We start from the raw sequence: 16,140 nt of genomic DNA on the forward strand, positions 1-16,140 counted from the left end.
GTGATTGCCCGCGCGGCGCGTCACCAGGACGCGCGTCGTGGCGCACGCCGTCCGGTGTGGAAGGCTGGGCAATCTGTCGCTGCTCCTGGCGATTATGCGCGATTTGAAACGGATCGGGCAGTAAATTTCTTGTCTTTGCATCATGTAACTGCGGCGCGTCCCTGTTTATGCAAGCAGATTGAAAGCTCCCGCCGCGATGTGTCCGAAACGCGCGCCATGGCCGGTGCCGCGGCGGGCGGGCGGCGTGGGTTGCCGGGTACACTTTCGCGCATGGCCAAAACCCGAACCGTATATGTGTGCGCCGACTGCGGCGGCACCACCCCGAAGTGGCAGGGCAAATGCCCGCATTGCAACGCCTGGAACACGCTGGAAGAAACCGTGGAGTCGTCCGCGCCGGCGGCTTCCGCGCACCGCTACGCGCCGCTGGCGTCATCCAGCCCGGTGCGCAGCCTGTCCGAAATCGAAGCCCGCGAAACCCCGCGCCAGCCCACGGGCCTGGATGAATTCGACCGCGTGCTGGGCGGCGGCCTGGTGGCGGGCGCCGTGGTGCTGATCGGCGGCGATCCCGGCATCGGCAAATCGACGTTGCTGCTGCAGGCCTTGGCCTCGCTGTCCGAAACCACCAACGTGCTGTACGTGACCGGCGAAGAATCGGCCGAACAGGTTGCGCTGCGCGCGCGCCGGCTTGGCCTGCAGACCGGCAACGTCAACCTGCTTGCGGAGATCCGGCTCGAAGCCATCCAGGCCGCGGTATCCGAACAGAAGCCCTCGGTCGCCGTCATCGACTCGATCCAGACCCTGTACAGCGGCGAGCTCACCGCCGCGCCCGGTTCGGTGTCGCAGGTGCGCGAATGCGCGGCGCAGCTCACGCGGCTTGCCAAGCAGACGGGCATCGCCATCGTCATGATCGGGCACGTCACCAAGGACGGCGCGCTGGCCGGCCCGCGCGTGCTTGAGCACATCGTGGACACGGTGCTGTATTTCGAAGGCGACACGCATTCGTCGTTCCGCCTGGTGCGCGCCTTCAAGAACCGCTTCGGCGCGGTCAATGAACTGGGCGTGTTCGCGATGACGGACCGCGGCCTGCGGGGCGTGGCCAATCCGTCCGCCTTGTTCCTGTCGCAGCATGAACAACAGGTGGCGGGGTCCTGCGTGATGGCCACGCAAGAGGGCACGCGCCCTTTGCTGGTCGAGATCCAGGCGCTGGTGGACAGCTCCCATGCGCCCAATCCGCGCCGTCTGACGGTGGGCCTGGAAGGCAACCGCCTTGCGATGCTGCTGGCGGTCCTGCACCGGCATGCGGGCGTTTCCACGTTCGATCAGGACGTCTTCGTCAATGCGGTGGGCGGCGTGCGCATCACGGAGCCCGCGGCCGATTTGCCGGTGCTGCTTGCCATCATGTCCTCGTTGCGCGACCGGCCCCTGCCGCGCGGACTGATCGCGTTCGGCGAAGTGGGCCTGGCGGGCGAGATCCGGCCCGCGCCCCGCGGGCAGGAGCGTCTGCGCGAGGCTGCCAAGCTGGGCTTCTCGATTGCGCTCATTCCCAAGGCCAATGCCCCGCGCCAGCCCATCGAAGGGCTGGAGATCTGGGCGGTGGACCGGTTGGACGCGGCACTGGACAAGCTGCGCTGAAGCGCGGCGCCGCTTGCTGGAGCAAACCTTGAGTCTGTTCGTTATCGCCGCATGCCTGGCCGCCGGCGGCCTGATTGGTTTCATGGGGGGCGTGCTGGGCATCGGAGGCGGGCTGATCGCCATTCCGGCGCTGGTCCTGCTGATGGGGATGTCTCAGCAGCTTGCGCAGGGCACCGCGCTCATCATGGTCCTGCCGACCATCATGATGGCGGTGCGCAAGTACAACCAGCAGACACGCATCGACAAGCGCGTCGCGCTGGCAGGCGCCGCCGGCGCCGTGGTGTTCACGTGGGTGGGCGCGCAACTGGCGCTGGGCATCGATTCGACGCTGCTGCGCCAGAGCTTCGCGGTGTTCCTCTTTTTCATCGCCCTGTTCTACGTCTGGCAGACGTGGCGCGCATCGCGCCCGGCCGCACGCCGCGCGCCGCCGGCCACGCATGCCGCGCCCGCCTTCACGCCGCGCCGCGCGAGCGTGCTGGGCATCCTGTGCGGCACGCTGGGCGGATTCTTCGGCGTGGGCGGCGCGGTGCTGGCCGTGCCCATCATCACGTCCGTCTTCCGCCTGCCCCAGACTGCCGCGCAGGCGCTCGCGCTCAGCATGGTGATCCCGGGCTCCACCATCGCGCTCATCACGTATACCTGGGCGGGGCAGGCCAACTGGATGATCGGCGCGCCGCTCGCCATCGGCAGCCTCATCTTCGTGCCCATCGGCGTGCGGCTTGCGTACCGGCTTCCTGAACGCAAGCTGAGAGCCTGCTTCGCGCTCATGCTGTTCGCAACGGTTGCGCTGCTCGCGTTCGAGGGGTGATGGCCGCCCGCTGCCCGGTCCTGTTAGGCCGGGCGGCCGCTTCGGGCAGCAAGCGCGCGCAGCGTCGGGCAACAAATCTTTTCCGCGTTGAACCTTCTGGACCGGCCAGCTTCAAACCGCATACGGGAATTGCGGCAACCTTGCTGCCCCGTATCGGCAAAAGGCCACAGGCCTTCACCAACCAGGAGTACACCAAATGACGACTCACTCCCGCATTGCTGCGTTTCTTTCCACCTCGGCCTTGTGCCTTGGCCTTGCTGCGGCGCCCTCGGCGTTTGCGGCCGGCGCCAAGTCCGGCGAAACCAAGTCCCAGGCGCACCACAAGCATCACAAATCCGACAAGTCTTCCGCCAAGCACTCGGCGGACAAGTCGGGCGCAGCCAGCATGAACAAGTCCGGCGCCATGGCGCCGACGAAGTAAGCGCACCGGGCGGCCACGCCCACGTTCCTTTGCGCAATATGGACTGACCGGACACGCGGGGGCCGGAAAGTCGAAAGCCTCTCGGTATGGGCGCCGAGAGGCTTTTTCGTATCCGCTTCAAGCGCGCCTCCGCGCCGCCGGGGCGGCCACGGATCGGGGCGCGAAGCCGCGCGCGGTTTATTCCACCGGCGTGATCACGCTGCCGGTCTCGAAGAACGAGCGCAGATTGTCCAGCATCATGTTTTCCATCGCCAGGCGCGTTTCCTCGGTGGCGCTGCCGATATGCGGCAGCAGCACGGCTTTGTCGCTGTTGATCAGCGCCTCGGGCACCTTGGGCTCATGCTCGAACACGTCGAGCGCGGCGCAGCCCAGCTTGCCGGCTTCCAGGGCGGCGACCAGCGCGGCCTCGTCGATGACCGGCCCGCGCGCGATGTTGACGATGATGCCCTTGGGACCCAGCGCCTCGAGCACCTCGCGGTTCACCAGGTGGCGCGTGCTGGGGCCGCCGACGGTGGCCACGATCAGGAAGTCGGCCCACTTGGCAAGGTCCGTCAGCGACGCTTCGTAGCCGTACGAAACGTCTTCGCGCTTCCTGCGGTTGTGATAACGCACGTCCATGTCGAAACCCGTGCCGCGCTTGGCGATGGCTTCGCCTATGCGGCCCAGGCCGACGATGCCGAGCTTCTTGCCGCTGACGCGCAGGCCCAGGGGTATGCTGCCGTGCACCTGCCCCCATTGGCCGGCGCGCACGAAGCGTTCGCCCTGGCCCATGCGGCGGGCGCCCGCGATCAGCAGGCCCCAGGCCAGATCCGCCACGCAGTCGGTCAGCACGTCGGGGGTATTGCTCACCAGCACGCCGCGCTTGCGCGCCGCCTCGACATCGATGGTCTCGTAGCCCACGCCCCAGCTGCAGATGGCCTTCAGGTCGGGCAGCGCGTTGATGAGCTCGGCATTGGCGCCGAAATTCGCGGACGTGACGACGGCCGTGACGCCTTTGCCATGCTCGGCCAGGGCGGCCTTGCGATCCGGGTACTTCCACAATTCGATGACGTCGTAGCCGTCGGCCAGACGCTGGTTGGCGGAAGGGGAGCCGGCCAGCGAGCCGACCTGGATGATGCGTTGCTTGGTGGTCATGTTGTCGTACGGTTGGGTGGCGAAGGCTTCATGCTACTTGATTCAAGCGCGAGTCTTGCAGGCCCCGGGCCGCGATCGCAGGCGATCGGACCCGGGGCCGCGCGGACTATCCCACGCTTCATTCCAGCTGGATGTTGGCTTTCTGGATCACGTCCTTCCAGCGCTTGACTTCCGCCTGCTGGAAATCGGCAAACTGCTGCGGCGTGTTGGCCACCACTTCGAAGCCCAGGCCCTGCAGCGTCTGCTCGGTCTTCGGCTCGCGCAGGGCGGTCCGCAGGGCATCGGCCAGCTTGTCCACGACGGCCTGCGGCGTGCCCTTGGGCACGGCAAAGCCTTGCCAGGAATACACGACCATGTCCTTGATGCCGGTCTCGGCCAGCGTGGGCACGTCGGGCAGGTCCTTGGCGCGGGTGTCGCCGGTGATCGCCAGCGCCTTGAGCTTGCCCGCCTTGATGTGATTCTGCACCGCGCCCAGGTTCTGGAAGGACACGTTGACCTGCCCGCCGATGAGGTCGGCGATGGCCGCGCCGCCACCCTTGTAAGGCACGTCGACGCCGGTGCTTTGCGTGCGCTGGCGGAACAGCACGGCCGACAGGTGATCCGACGAACCCGTGCCCGACGAGGCGTACGACACGCGGTTGGGATTCTTCTTCGCGTAGTCGACCAGTTCGGCCACCGTGTTGGCGGGGAAGGACGTGGCCGCGACCAGCACGTTGGGATTGCGGACCGCCTGCGTCAGGTACGTGAAGTCCTTGCTCGGGTTGTAGGCCAGGTTCTTGTACAGGGCCTCATTGATGGCGAAGGTGCCGATGGATCCCACCATCATGGTGTAGCCGTCGGGCGTGGAACGGGCCAGCGCCTGCGCGCCGATGGCGCTGTTGGCGCCGGGCTTGTTCTCGACCACGAAGGTCTGTCCCAGGATCTTCGACAGCGCTGGCGTGACCGAACGCGCGGTGATGTCGGACGACCCGCCGGGCACGAAGGGCACGATCATGGTCACGGGCTTTTCTGGGTAACCGGCAGCGTGGGCTGCCGGCGACCCAAGCACAATGGCGCCCGCCGCGAATACGGCGCTGATCAGTTTGTTCATGGTGTCTCCTGGTTCGCGTAATGATGAAGAGCCCGCCGCTCACGCGTTGCGCACGGGCCCGGATCGGCGCCGGGTCAGTCGACCTTGGCGCCGGATTTCTTCACAACGTCGGCCCACTTGACGGTTTCCTGGGCCATGAACTGCTTGAATTGAGCGGGCGTATTGCCCGATGGCGTCGCGCCCTGGGCCTGGAGCTGTGCGCGCACGGACTCCTGCTGCAAGGCGGCGGCCACGTCGCCCTGGACCTTCTGGACGATGTCCGGCGGCGTGCCGGCCGGGGCCAGCAGGCCGAACCAGCTCGATGCCTCGTACCCTTTCACGCCGGCCTCGGCCATCGTGGGCACGTCGGGCAGCGCCGGCGACCGCTGGGGCGTGGTCACGGCCAGCGGACGCAGCTTGCCGCCTTTGATGAATCCCATGGAAGACGGAAGATTGTCGAAGATCAGGTCGGCCGACCCGGCCATCACATCGGTCAGCGCGGGACTGCTCCCTTTATAGGGAACATGGGTCATGCGCGTGCCGGTCATGCTCTGGAACAGTTCGCCCGACAGGTGCGTGGACGTGCCATTGCCGGTGGACGCCATGTTGACGCTGCCCGGATTGGCTTTCAGGTATTTGATCAGGTCCGCCACGGTGCGGATATCGTGCTTGTCGGCGAACTTGGGGTTGAGTTCCAGGATGTTGGGTACCGGGATCACCAGCGTCACCGGCACGAAATCCTTGACGGGGTCATAGGGCAGCTTGGCGTAGACGGACTGGTTGATGGCGTGCGTGCTGACCGTGCCCATCAGCAGGGTGTAGCCATCGGGCGCGGCGCGGGCGGCTTCGGCCGTCCCGACGTTGCCGCCCGCGCCGGCCTTGTTGTCCACGACCACGGGCTTGTTCCAGCGCTTGCCCAGTTCCGCCGCCACGACGCGCGCGGCAATGTCCGCGGTGCCGCCCGCGGGGAAGGGCACGACGATCCTGACTTCGCGCTCGGGGTAGTCCGCCAGCGCCGGCGCGGCCGGCAGGACAAAGGCGGTGGCCGTCAGCAGGGCGGCCGCAAAGAACCGGCCTCGCACAGGGGCTGCATGCATGGAATTCGTCTCCTCGGTGTGCGCGTGGCCGCGCATCGTTTCTGGGGGTATTCCGCTCCCGGCGTGCCGGGAGCTTGAAGCCGCATGCGGCCCGCGCCTCATGCGACTGGATGCTGCCGATCAACTTGTAAAACAAATATAGGTATTGAGCTATTGCTTGTCAACCAAGTATACTTTTTTCACCCTGCTTATCTGACAAGCGCGATCAACCGGATTCATCCGGATTCACCCGCATCCAACCGCATTCAACCGCTTTCACCCCATCAGCCAGGAGCCCGTCCATGAAAACTTCCCCGGTCACCGTCCAGGACCTGCAGCGTTCGGTCATCGCCGTGCCGCCCCTGGCGCGCAACGCCGACCTGTCGCTGAACGAGGCGGCCAACAAGACGCTGCTGGGCCACCTGGAAGCGGGCGGCGTGCGCAACGTCATGTACGGCGGCAACGCCAACTTCTACAACGTGGGTGTGAGCGAATACGCGCGCATCGTGGACATGCTGGCCGGCCTGGCGGGCGCGGACACGTGGATCCTGCCTTCGGTCGGCCCCGACTACGGCAAGATGATGGACCAGGCCGCGATCCTGCGTTCGCGCGCCTTCCCGACGGCGATGCTGCTGCCCATGTCCTTTCCGTACACCGACGCCGGACTGGCCGACGGCGTGCGCCGCTTCACGGATGCATTGGGCAAGCCGGCCGTCGTGTACATCAAGTCGGCCGACTACCTGGCCCCGGAAACCGCGGCGCGCCTCATCGAGGAAGGGCGTCTGGTGGCCTTCAAGTACGCGGTCGTGCGCGACGATCCCGCCGAGGATGCCTACCTGTCGGCCCTGTTGCAGGCCGTGGATTCGCGCTGGGTCGTGAGCGGCATCGGCGAGCGCCCCGCCATCGTCCACTACCGCGAATTCGGGCTCAAGAGCTTTACCTCGGGTTCGGTGTGCGTGGCGCCGCGCGGCTCGATGCGTCTGCTGCATCTGCTGCGCGAGGGCCGCTACGATGAAGCCGAGGCCGTGCGCGAGCAGTACCTCGGGCTGGAAGATTGCCGCGACAGCATCAGCCCGATTCGCGTGCTGCACGACGCCGTGACGCTGTCCGGCGTGGCCGACATGGGGCCGATGCTGCCGCTCCTGACCGGCATTTCGAGCACCGAGCGCGAGCGTGTCGCGCCTGTGGCACGCGCGCTCGCCGCCTGGGACCGCGAGGCCGCCACGGCGTGAGCCGGCGCGGCGCGGCCTGGCCGCGTCGCGGGCGAGGCGCAATGACGGTACGATGAGCGCCGTCCGCGCGTCGCCGCAGTGCCCAGGGCCTGTTCCCCGCGCGTGGACAGGCCCTACTACCAGGAGGTTACGTGGCTCGACCCAAAGCATCCCCGCAGCCCGCGCCGCACGCGCCCGACGAGCCGGAGCTGCCCGCCGCGCCGGCGCTGGAGCGCGGCCACCGGGTGCGGCTGGCGGACCAGCTTTACGGCCAGATCTTCGAACAGATCGTGTCCGGCGGGCTGAACGTCGGCGACAAGCTGCCGTCCGAAAACGAAATATCCGAACGCCACGGCGTGTCGCGGCCGGTGGTGCGCGAGGCCTTGCTGCGGCTGCGCGCCGATGGCCTCATCACCGCGCACCAGGGCTTGGGCACGTTCGTGAGCCATCAGCCCGCGCCGCGCCTGAAGGCCTTCAACGACGTGCAGAATGTGGGCGCCTATCTGCGTGCCCAGGAAGTCCGCGTGGCGCTCGAAGGCGACGCGGCCCGCCTGGCGGCCCTGCGGCGCACCGACGAACAGCTCGCCAGGATCGCCGAGGCCCATGAGGCCTTCGCCGCCACGCTGGCAAGCGGACAGGTGTCCGCGGAAGCGGACCTCGCATTTCACGCCAGCATCGCCGAGGCGAGCGGCAACGACTTCTACCTGGGCGTGCTGGAAAGCATCCATGAATCCATCAGCGGCTTCATGCGGCTCACGCTCAACCTGACGCGCACCGGCTCGCGCCAGCGCGCACAGCGCGTCGTGGACGAGCACGCCACCATCCTGGACGCCATCCGCGAACAGGACGGCGAGCGCGCGCGCGTCGCCATGCAATTCCATCTGGGCCAGGCCCGGCACAGGCTGGTCGATCGCGACCGAGACTGACGCCGTTGCCGCCGCCCGCCACCCCACAACGACAACAGGAGACAGACAGTGCCAGGGAACGGAGCAAGCGTCACGGCCGTGCCGGTGGAGCAGGTGCGCGAACAGATTTTGCAGGTGTTGATGGCCTGGGGCATGGCCGAAGACCTGGCCCATACGACGGCGGGCCTAATGGCGCGCACGGATCTCCTGGGCATCGATTCGCATGGCATTTCAATGTTGCCCGCGTACGAGGAAAAGTGGCGCGCGGGCACGCTGCGGCTCGACGCGCGCGCCCGCGTGGTGCGCGACGGCGGCGCCAGCGCATTGATCGACGGCATGGGCGGCCTGGGCTATCCGGTCGCCGCCCAGGCCATGAACCTGGCGGTGGACAAGGCGCTGGAACACGGCGTGGGCGCTGTCTCCGTCTGCAATTCGCATCATTTCGGCGCGGCGGGCGTGTACGCGCGTATCGCCGTGGAACGCGGCGTGGTGGGACTGGTCACCAGCAGCGCCAACGGCGTCATCATGGTGCCCACGCGCGGCGCGATGCCGATGCTGGGCACCAACCCCATCGCCTTCGGCGCGCCGGCCGCCTACAACGAACCCTTCGTGCTGGACATGGCCACCACGACCGTGGCGGCCAACAAGGTCAAGGTCTACGACTTCCTGGGCAAGCCCCTGCCGCCGGGCTGGGCGGTGGACGGGCAAGGCACGCCGGTCACCGACTCGAACGCCGCCATGCAATTCATCTTCAAGCATCCCGAAGGCGGTCTCACGCCGCTGGGCGGCACGTCCGCCATGAGCAGCCACAAGGGCTACGGGCTGGCGATGATGGCGCAGATCCTGGGCGGCACGCTCAGCGGCAGCGCGTTCGCGGCCCGGCGCGCGGCCACGCGCCGTCCCGGCGAACCCGACGACGTCGGCCATTTTTTCCTTGCGCTCAATCCCGATGCCTTCCGCGCCTCGGGTTCCTTCGAATCCGACATGGACGACATGATCGACGCGATGCACGACACGCCTCCGGCCGATCCGTCCGAGCCCGTGCTGGTGGCGGGCGAGCCCGAAGCCGCCGAGCGCGCGCGCCGGCTGCGCGAGGGCATCCCGATTTCCGCGGCATTGGCCGAACGCCTGCGCGGCATCTGCGAGCGCGCCGGCACGCCGTACCTGCTGGATCCCGCCTGATTCGGCGTCTGATTCGGCGTCTTATGGTATGAACATGCATTGACCCCGCCCAAGAGCAGAGGAAACGAGACATGAGCCATTCCGACAAGCGCAAGAAACCCGAAGACCTGCGCAGCCACCGCTGGTATGGCGTGAAGGACCTGCGGTCCTTCGGCCACCGGTCGCGCACCGCCCAGATGGGCTATCACCGCTCCGATTACGCCGGCAAGCCGGTCATCGCCATCATCAACACCTGGAGCGACATCAACCCCTGTCACAGCCACTTCAAGCAGCGCGTCGAAGAGGTCAAGCGCGGCATCTGGCAGGCGGGCGGCTTTCCGGTGGAAATGCCGGCGATGAGCCTGTCCGAGCCCTTCCAGAAGCCCACGACGATGCTCTACCGCAACCTGCTCGCCATGGAAACCGAGGAGCTGCTGCGCTCGTATCCGGCCGACGGCTGCGTGCTGATGGGCGGCTGCGACAAGACCACGCCCGCGCTCATCATGGGCGCGGTGTCCATGGACCTGCCCACGATCTTCGTGCCGGCCGGGCCCATGCTGCGCGGCAACTGGAATGGCAACACGCTGGGGTCGGGCTCCGACACCTGGAAGTACTGGGCCGAGTTGCGGGCCGGCAACATCACCGAGGAAGATTGGCAGGGCGTGGAGGACGGCATTGCGCGGTCGCCGGGCCACTGCATGACCATGGGCACGGCGTCCACCATGACGGGAGCGGTCGAGGCCCTCGGCCTGTGCCTGTCGGGCGCCTCGTCGATCCCCGCGCCGGATTCGCGCCATGCCCAGATGGCCAGCCTGACGGGCAAGCGCATCGTCGAGATGGTCTGGGAAGACCTGAAGCCGTCGGACCTGCTGACCGCGGCTTCGTACGACAACGCGGTGCGCACCGTGCTGGCGCTGGCGGGGTCGACCAACGCCGTGGTGCACCTGATCGCCATGGCGCGCCGCAGCGGCTTCGGCCTGGACCTGGATCGTTTCGATCATCTGGCGCGCACCACGCCGGTCCTGGCCAACCTGCGCCCGGCAGGCAAATACCTGATGGAAGACTTCTACTACGCGGGCGGCCTGCGCGCGCTGCTGGCGCAGCTTGGCGACCTGCTGGACACGGCGCAGCGCACGGTGGATGGACGCACGCTGGGCGAGAACATCGCGGGCGCGCGCGTCTTCAACGAAGACGTGATCCGCCCGCGCGCGCAGGCGCTCATCGAACGCGACGGCCTGGCGGTGCTGCGCGGCAATCTCGCGCCCGATGGGGCGGTGATCAAGCCGCCCGCCATGGAAGCGCGCCTGCAGGTGCATACGGGGCGCGCCGTCGTGTTCAAGGACTACAACGACATGGCCGCGCGCATCGACGACCCGGATCTGGACGTGGATGCCGACAGCGTCATCGTGCTGCAGAACGCCGGGCCGCAAGGCGCGCCCGGCATGCCCGAATGGGGGCAGTTGCCGATTCCGCAGAAACTGCTCAAGCAAGGCGTGCGCGACATGGTGCGCATCTCGGATGCGCGCATGAGCGGCACCAGCTACGGCGCCTGTGTGCTGCACGTCGCGCCCGAAGCCTATGTGGGCGGGCCGCTGGCGTTGGTGCGGGACGGCGACCGGATCGCGCTCGACGTGCCCAACCGCCGGCTGGACCTGCTGGTCCCGGACGCGGAACTGGCCGAGCGCCGCGCCGCCTGGCAGGCGCCGCCGCCGCGTTTCGAGCGCGGATATGGCGTCCTGTATCTCAAGCACATCGGCCAGGCGGACACCGGCTGCGACTTCGATTTTCTTCAGTCCGAGGAGCGCGCGGCGCCCGCGGGCGAGCCCGAAATCCACTGACCGGGATGGCCGCACCCCGTCACCGGCGGTCCGGCCATCGCATCAGCGGCACTTTTCCTGTTATCCCTGACACGAAGGCGGCAATGAACTCCCCTCTACCCAATCGCTTCCGGCAACGCATCCTGGCCCGCGAGCGCCTCATCGGATTCTGGATGTGCATGTCCAGCCACATCACCGCCGAACTCGTCGGGCTGGCGGATTTCGACTGGCTGCTCCTGGACGGCGAGCATTCGCCCAATGAAGTGCCGATGTTCCTGCAACAGCTCCAGGCCCTGCAGGGCAGCGCCAGCGCCGCCGTCGGACGCCCGTCCTGGAACGACCCGGTCGAGATCAAGCGGCTGCTGGATATCGGGTTCTACAACCTGTTGATTCCCTTTATCGAATCCGAAGAGGACGCGCGCCGCGCGGTGGCCGCCACGCGCTATCCGCCGCAAGGCATGCGCGGCGTCGCGGGCGCGCAGCGCAGCAACCGCTACGGAACGGTGCCCAACTACCTGCAGACGATCAACGACAACATCTGCGTGCTGCTGCAGATCGAAAGCCGGCCGGGTATCGAAGCCGTGGACGAGATCGCCTCGGTCGAAGGCGTGGACGGCGTGTTCATCGGCCCGTCCGACCTGGCCGCGGCGCTGGGCCATATCGGCAATCCGGGCCACCCCGAGGTGCAGGAAACGATCCGTCATCTCTACCAGCGCGTGACGGCCCAGGGCAAGGCCGTGGGCATTCTCGCGCCGGTCCACGCCGATGCGCGCCGTTATCTGGACATGGGCATGCACTTCGTGGCCGTCGGAACCGACCTGGGGGTGTTCAAGCAGGCCACCTTCGCATTGCGCGAGGCGTTTCCGACCTAGCAGGTCGCGCGCCATGGCCCGCGCTGTGGCGGGCGCTGGTGGCAAGCCCCGCGCCCGGCCGGACATTCGACGTGTCCGGCCCTCGGGGCAGGGCGATCGGACGCCTCAGGCTTCCAGCGCCAGCAATTCGGCAATGGTCTGGCGGCGGCGGATCAGCCGCGCCTCGCCCTTGTCCAGCAGCACCTCCGGCGCCAGCGGCCGGCTGTTGTAGTTCGAGGACATCGACGAGCCGTAGGCGCCCGCGTTGTGAAACACCATGAAGTCGCCGATGCGCGGGCGCGGCAGCAATTGATCGGACATGACGCCGCCTTCATTCTGGGTGAACACGTCGCCGGACTCGCACAGCGGGCCGGCCACCGCGATGCGCGTCTCGGGCGCATCCTGCGGCACGCTGCCGTCCGGCGCATGCACCGAGATCCTGTGATAGCTGCCATACATGGCCGGCCGCATCAGGTCATTGAAGCCCGCATCGACCAGCGCAAAGTCGCGCTCCGGCCGCCGGTTGATCGCATGCACTTCGGCGACGAGTGCGCCGGATTCGGCGATGAGAAAGCGCCCCGGTTCGATCTCCAGCCGGATGGCGTGGCCAAGATACTGCGCGATGCGCTGGCGTGCGGCATCCCATTGCTCGAAGTAGTGGTCGCAATCGATGCGCGGTTCGCCGTCGCGGTACGGAATCGACAGGCCGCCGCCCGCGGAAATGGCTTCGATGTCGTGGTCCAGCGACTTCACCACGTCCACCATCGCATCGCACACGCTGGACAGGTGGCCGTAGTCGACGCCCGAACCGATATGCATGTGCACGCCGACCAGCTTGAGCCCGTGGCGCCGGACGATGGCGACCGCCTCGGCCACGTCCCCGATCCAGATGCCGTGCTTGCTTTGCGGGCCGCCGGTGTTGGTCTTGTTGCTGTGGCCGTGCCCGAAGCCCGGGTTGATGCGCAGCCAGACGCGATGGCCGGGCGAGGCCTGGCCCACGCGCGACAGCATGTCCAGGGACCCGGCGTTCACGGTGATGCCGTGCTTGAGCGCGGTCGCCAGCGTGACGTGGTCGATGAGGTCGGCCGTGAAGACGATGCCTTCCGGCTCGCTGCGCGGGTCGAAACCGGCGGCCAGGCTGCGCTCGATTTCGCCAAGGGACACCGCATCCACCACCACGCCTTCCGCGCGCATCAGGCGCAGGATGTGCAGGTTGGAGCACGCCTTCTGGGCGTAGCGGATCGTGTCGAAGCGGCGCAGTTGCGCGATGCGTTCGCGGATGACGGCGGCGTCGTACACCCAGAGCGGCGTGCCATGTTCGGCGGCAAGTTGGGTGAGTTGGCGCGGATCGAAAGCCATGGCGTGTCGGAACCTTGAGGAAATGGAAGCAAAGGCGGCATGATGCCTAAATCGGCCCATCCAGTAAAATGCTTTGATTTTCCAGATCCATTCATTCCTGATATGGGGCGAGCGATGCTGACGCATCGACACATCGAAGTCTTCCGCGCGGTGATGATCACTGGCAGCGTGACCAAGGCGGCCGACCTGCTCAGCACCTCGCAGCCAACCGTGAGCCGCGAACTGGCCCGCATGGAGCAGACCATCGGCTTTGCGTTGTTCGAGCGCATCGCGGGGCGCCTGCGGCCCACGATGCCGGCGCTGGCGCTCTTTGAAGAGGTGCGACAGTCCTACGCCGGCCTGGAGCGGGTGGCGTCCGCCGCCGTTCGCCTAAGAGCTTTCCGAGAAGGGCAATTGTCGGTGATCACCTTGCCCGCGTTTTCCCATTCCATCCTGCCCGATGCGTTCCGGCGCTTCCATGGCCGTCATCCCGGCGTGAGCCTGTCCGTGGAAACACAGGAATCGCCGCTGCTTGAAGAGTGGTTGACCGCGCAGCGCTATGACCTGGGCCTCACCGAGCACGATACGGCGCCCGCAGGCACGCGGCTGGAATTGCTGCTGGAGGTGGATGAGGTCTGCGTGCTGCCGGACGGCCATCCGCTCCTGGCCCGGATGGCGCTGGACCTGCAGGATTTCGAAGGCCAGGCCTTCGTCAGCCTGTCCGCCAGCGACCCTTACCGCATCCAGATCGACGAAGCCTTCGGCCAGGCGGGCGTGCTGCCCCGATCCATCGTCGAAACCCCCACCGCGGTGTCCGTCTGCACGTTCGTGCGTCAGGGACTCGGGCTGGCCATCGTGAATCCGCTCACGGCCCTGGACTTTGCCGGGCGCGGGCTGCACATCCGGCCGTTGACGCGTTCGTTTCCGTTCCGCGTCAACGTGGTGTTTCCGGAACACCGGCCAGGCAATCCGCCCGTCGTCGCCTTCATGGCCTCGCTGCGCGAGGCCGCCGCCGCCATCGAAGCCAGGCTCGCGGCAGAGGAGGGTACGTAGCGGGATGGGCAGGGCGGGCGCCGATGGTGCGCCCGCAGCGCGCAGACAGCAAAAAAGGATGCCCGTGGGCATCCTTCTTTATTTGCCGTATTCGTGACGCCCCGAAAGCGGGGCGGCAGAATGGCTTAGGCCAGCGCCTTGATGGCGGCAGCCAGGCGGCTCTTGTGGCGAGCGGCCTTGTTCTTGTGGATGATGTTCTTGTCGGCCACGCGATCGATCACGCTGGTGGCCTTCTGGAACACTTCGCCAGCCGCAGCCTTATCGCCAGCGGCGATGGATTGGCGAACGCGCTTGATGGCGGTGCGCAGCATCGAGCGCAGGCTGGAATTGTGCTTGTTGCGCTCAACGGATTGGCGAGCGCGCTTGCGGGCTTGGGCGGTATTGGCCATGTTGCTTTGTAAGTTGAATTCGGCAAAGTCGAACATTGTAGCAAGTCCCGAGGGGAATGCAAGCTTTTAATGTTGCTTTGACCGATGGAGCGCCCGTCAACCGGGCGGGAGGGCGCTGCTGGGAAGAATTCCCGGGTTGGAGAACCCTTGCGTCTGATCCTCTTGAAACCTTGAGGAAAATGCGCGGCGCCTACTGGGTAAAAATACGGGTAAAAACACTGGATAAAAACACCGTGCGGATTATACAACGGAAGCGGGCCCGGCGGCATGCCGCCCCGCGTTGCCGTTGTCAGGCGGCGACGTTGATCGAGACGAACCAGGGCGTAAACCGGCGCACCTGGATGGGCATCTGGTCCTGCAGGCTGTCCAGCGCCGCGTCGGTGTCGTCAAGCGGGAAATGGCCGGACACGGGCAATCCGCCGGCCGCCATGGAGACGCGCAGCGAGCCGCTGCGGTAGGGGCGCAAGGCGGCGACGACCTCGGCCAGCGGACGGCCGCGGGCCTCGACCCAGCCGGATTCCCAGGCGGCCTCGGCCATGAGCTCGGCGCGCGGGGTGTCCATCCGGGCGTTGTCGAAGCGGGCGCCGGTGCCGGCGCGAACGGTGCCGTGCGCGCCCGACATGGTCTCTACCTCGACTTCGTGTTCGTGGACCACCACCACCGTGCGCTGGGCCTGCTGGCGCACCATGTAGCGCGTGCCCAGGGCACGTACCGTGCCCTGCGCGGTCTGGACCAGGAAGGGGCGCCGGGCGTCGGGCGCCACGGACACCGTGACCGCGCCGTCGAGCAGCCGGACCTGCCTGTATGCGGGCGTGAAATCGAGGTTGACGCGGCTGCGGGCGTCCAGCAACAGTTGGCTGCCGTCCGACAGCAGGTAGCGGCGGCGTTCTCCCGTGGCGGTGGCGGCGTCGGCGGCCACGTTGTTCAGGGGGTAGAAGGCATTGCCGACATAGGCGGCGCAGGCGCCGGTACCGACGAGCGCAAGCGTGCCTGCCAGGAAACGGCGGCGCGGGGGCACGAGGGTCGGCGGAGGAGGGATCAACGGTTGGGGGGCACCCGCCCCGCTGCCGGTGGCGTAGGCGTCGCCAAGCCGGCCGAACGACGATCCTGCCAGAGTGCCGGTCAATTGCTGCCAGGCGTTCTCATGGACAGGGTCGGCCGCTCGCCAAGCCAGAAAGTCGTTGTAGTCTTGGGCCGTCGCCTTGCCGGAGCGCAGCAGCAGCAGCCAATTGATCACCTGGTCCGCCATGGGTTGTCCTTGGGCGTACTTCACTT

At 67.2% G+C, this 16,140-nt stretch carries 15 protein-coding genes; 9 read left to right on the forward strand and 6 right to left on the reverse strand.

The window, feature by feature from the left end; all coding sequences use genetic code 11:
* Positions 1 to 270 precede the first annotated feature (270 nt).
* The 3 genes from radA to BMW75_RS14270 all read left to right on the forward strand — a co-directional run bounded on the left by radA (position 271) and on the right by BMW75_RS14270 (position 2,861).
* Positions 271 to 1,632 (forward strand): DNA repair protein RadA, encoded by a 1,362-nt coding sequence (gene radA, locus BMW75_RS14260; RefSeq protein ID WP_076522039.1) that lies wholly within the window; start codon positions 271 to 273, stop codon positions 1,630 to 1,632.
* 28 nt (positions 1,633 to 1,660) lie between these two features.
* Positions 1,661 to 2,440, forward strand: coding sequence for a sulfite exporter TauE/SafE family protein (locus BMW75_RS14265; protein WP_076520312.1), 780 nt, complete (start codon positions 1,661 to 1,663; stop codon positions 2,438 to 2,440).
* Positions 2,441 to 2,636: 196 nt separating this feature from the next.
* Complete coding sequence (locus BMW75_RS14270) at positions 2,637 to 2,861, forward strand: hypothetical protein (protein WP_092580195.1); 225 nt, start codon at positions 2,637 to 2,639, stop codon at positions 2,859 to 2,861.
* A gap of 177 nt (positions 2,862 to 3,038) precedes the next feature.
* On the opposite strand, the gene BMW75_RS14275 is transcribed toward BMW75_RS14270, so the two are convergent.
* The 3 genes from BMW75_RS14275 to BMW75_RS14285 all read right to left on the reverse strand — a co-directional run bounded on the left by BMW75_RS14275 (position 3,039) and on the right by BMW75_RS14285 (position 6,161).
* Positions 3,039 to 3,995 carry a 2-hydroxyacid dehydrogenase gene (locus tag BMW75_RS14275; protein WP_092580197.1) on the reverse strand — a complete coding sequence of 319 codons (957 nt, stop codon included), beginning with the start codon at positions 3,993 to 3,995 and terminating at the stop codon, positions 3,039 to 3,041.
* A gap of 118 nt (positions 3,996 to 4,113) precedes the next feature.
* Positions 4,114 to 5,085 carry a Bug family tripartite tricarboxylate transporter substrate binding protein gene (locus BMW75_RS14280; RefSeq protein ID WP_092580199.1) on the reverse strand — a complete coding sequence of 324 codons (972 nt, stop codon included), beginning with the start codon at positions 5,083 to 5,085 and terminating at the stop codon, positions 4,114 to 4,116.
* 74 nt (positions 5,086 to 5,159) lie between these two features.
* Positions 5,160 to 6,161, reverse strand: coding sequence for a Bug family tripartite tricarboxylate transporter substrate binding protein (locus BMW75_RS14285; protein ID WP_092580408.1), 1,002 nt, complete (start codon positions 6,159 to 6,161; stop codon positions 5,160 to 5,162).
* Positions 6,162 to 6,442: 281 nt separating this feature from the next.
* On the opposite strand from BMW75_RS14285, the gene BMW75_RS14290 reads away from it, so the two are divergent.
* The 5 genes from BMW75_RS14290 (at position 6,443) to garL (ending at position 12,106) form a co-directional block, all read left to right on the forward strand.
* The gene (locus BMW75_RS14290) at positions 6,443 to 7,372 is read left to right on the forward strand and encodes a dihydrodipicolinate synthase family protein (RefSeq protein ID WP_092580201.1); all 930 of its coding nucleotides are present in this window, start codon (positions 6,443 to 6,445) and stop codon (positions 7,370 to 7,372) included.
* A 188-nt stretch (positions 7,373 to 7,560) separates the two neighbouring features.
* Positions 7,561 to 8,277, forward strand: coding sequence for a FadR/GntR family transcriptional regulator (locus BMW75_RS14295; protein WP_175493173.1), 717 nt, complete (start codon positions 7,561 to 7,563; stop codon positions 8,275 to 8,277).
* 48 nt (positions 8,278 to 8,325) lie between these two features.
* A complete protein-coding gene (locus BMW75_RS14300; protein ID WP_092580205.1) occupies positions 8,326 to 9,438 on the forward strand; it encodes an Ldh family oxidoreductase in 1,113 nt (370 codons plus the stop codon).
* A gap of 71 nt (positions 9,439 to 9,509) precedes the next feature.
* Positions 9,510 to 11,255 (forward strand): L-arabinonate dehydratase, encoded by a 1,746-nt coding sequence (gene araD / locus BMW75_RS14305; RefSeq protein ID WP_076520318.1) that lies wholly within the window; start codon positions 9,510 to 9,512, stop codon positions 11,253 to 11,255.
* 83 nt (positions 11,256 to 11,338) lie between these two features.
* Positions 11,339 to 12,106: a 2-dehydro-3-deoxyglucarate aldolase gene (gene garL, locus BMW75_RS14310; protein WP_076520319.1), complete on the forward strand. Its 768-nt coding sequence runs from the start codon at positions 11,339 to 11,341 to the stop codon at positions 12,104 to 12,106.
* A 105-nt stretch (positions 12,107 to 12,211) separates the two neighbouring features.
* Here the strand turns inward: garL and lysA are convergent, their stop codons facing one another.
* A complete protein-coding gene (gene lysA, locus BMW75_RS14315) occupies positions 12,212 to 13,444 on the reverse strand; it encodes a diaminopimelate decarboxylase (RefSeq protein WP_092580207.1) in 1,233 nt (410 codons plus the stop codon).
* A gap of 114 nt (positions 13,445 to 13,558) precedes the next feature.
* Between lysA and BMW75_RS14320 the strand changes: the two genes are divergently transcribed.
* A complete protein-coding gene (locus tag BMW75_RS14320; RefSeq protein ID WP_092580209.1) occupies positions 13,559 to 14,476 on the forward strand; it encodes a LysR family transcriptional regulator in 918 nt (305 codons plus the stop codon).
* Between the two features lie 125 nt (positions 14,477 to 14,601).
* On the opposite strand, the gene rpsT is transcribed toward BMW75_RS14320, so the two are convergent.
* Positions 14,602 to 14,865 (reverse strand): 30S ribosomal protein S20, encoded by a 264-nt coding sequence (gene rpsT, locus BMW75_RS14325; protein WP_043542310.1) that lies wholly within the window; start codon positions 14,863 to 14,865, stop codon positions 14,602 to 14,604.
* A gap of 289 nt (positions 14,866 to 15,154) precedes the next feature.
* Positions 15,155 to 16,114 carry a FecR domain-containing protein gene (locus BMW75_RS14330; protein WP_092580211.1) on the reverse strand — a complete coding sequence of 320 codons (960 nt, stop codon included), beginning with the start codon at positions 16,112 to 16,114 and terminating at the stop codon, positions 15,155 to 15,157.
* Positions 16,115 to 16,140: the final 26 nt, after the last annotated feature.

Origin of the sequence: Achromobacter sp. NFACC18-2 (genome assembly GCF_900108985.1) — a bacterium.
Taxonomy (GTDB): Bacteria; Pseudomonadota; Gammaproteobacteria; order Burkholderiales; family Burkholderiaceae_B; genus Achromobacter.

Bases quoted from the DNA above. Each gene is read 5' to 3' on its own strand.
- radA (WP_076522039.1), top strand. From the start codon at position 271: ATGGCCAAAACCCGAACCGTATATGTGTGCGCCGACTGCGGCGGCACC.
- BMW75_RS14270 (WP_092580195.1), top strand. From the start codon at position 2,637: ATGACGACTCACTCCCGCATTGCTGCGTTTCTTTCCACCTCGGCCTTG.
- BMW75_RS14275 (WP_092580197.1), bottom strand. From the start codon at position 3,995: ATGACCACCAAGCAACGCATCATCCAGGTCGGCTCGCTGGCCGGCTCC.
- BMW75_RS14280 (WP_092580199.1), bottom strand. From the start codon at position 5,085: ATGAACAAACTGATCAGCGCCGTATTCGCGGCGGGCGCCATTGTGCTT.
- BMW75_RS14285 (WP_092580408.1), bottom strand. From the start codon at position 6,161: ATGCATGCAGCCCCTGTGCGAGGCCGGTTCTTTGCGGCCGCCCTGCTG.
- BMW75_RS14290 (WP_092580201.1), top strand. From the start codon at position 6,443: ATGAAAACTTCCCCGGTCACCGTCCAGGACCTGCAGCGTTCGGTCATC.
- araD (WP_076520318.1), top strand. From the start codon at position 9,510: ATGAGCCATTCCGACAAGCGCAAGAAACCCGAAGACCTGCGCAGCCAC.
- garL (WP_076520319.1), top strand. From the start codon at position 11,339: ATGAACTCCCCTCTACCCAATCGCTTCCGGCAACGCATCCTGGCCCGC.
- lysA (WP_092580207.1), bottom strand. From the start codon at position 13,444: ATGGCTTTCGATCCGCGCCAACTCACCCAACTTGCCGCCGAACATGGC.
- BMW75_RS14320 (WP_092580209.1), top strand. From the start codon at position 13,559: ATGCTGACGCATCGACACATCGAAGTCTTCCGCGCGGTGATGATCACT.
- rpsT (WP_043542310.1), bottom strand. From the start codon at position 14,865: ATGGCCAATACCGCCCAAGCCCGCAAGCGCGCTCGCCAATCCGTTGAG.
- BMW75_RS14330 (WP_092580211.1), bottom strand. From the start codon at position 16,114: ATGGCGGACCAGGTGATCAATTGGCTGCTGCTGCTGCGCTCCGGCAAG.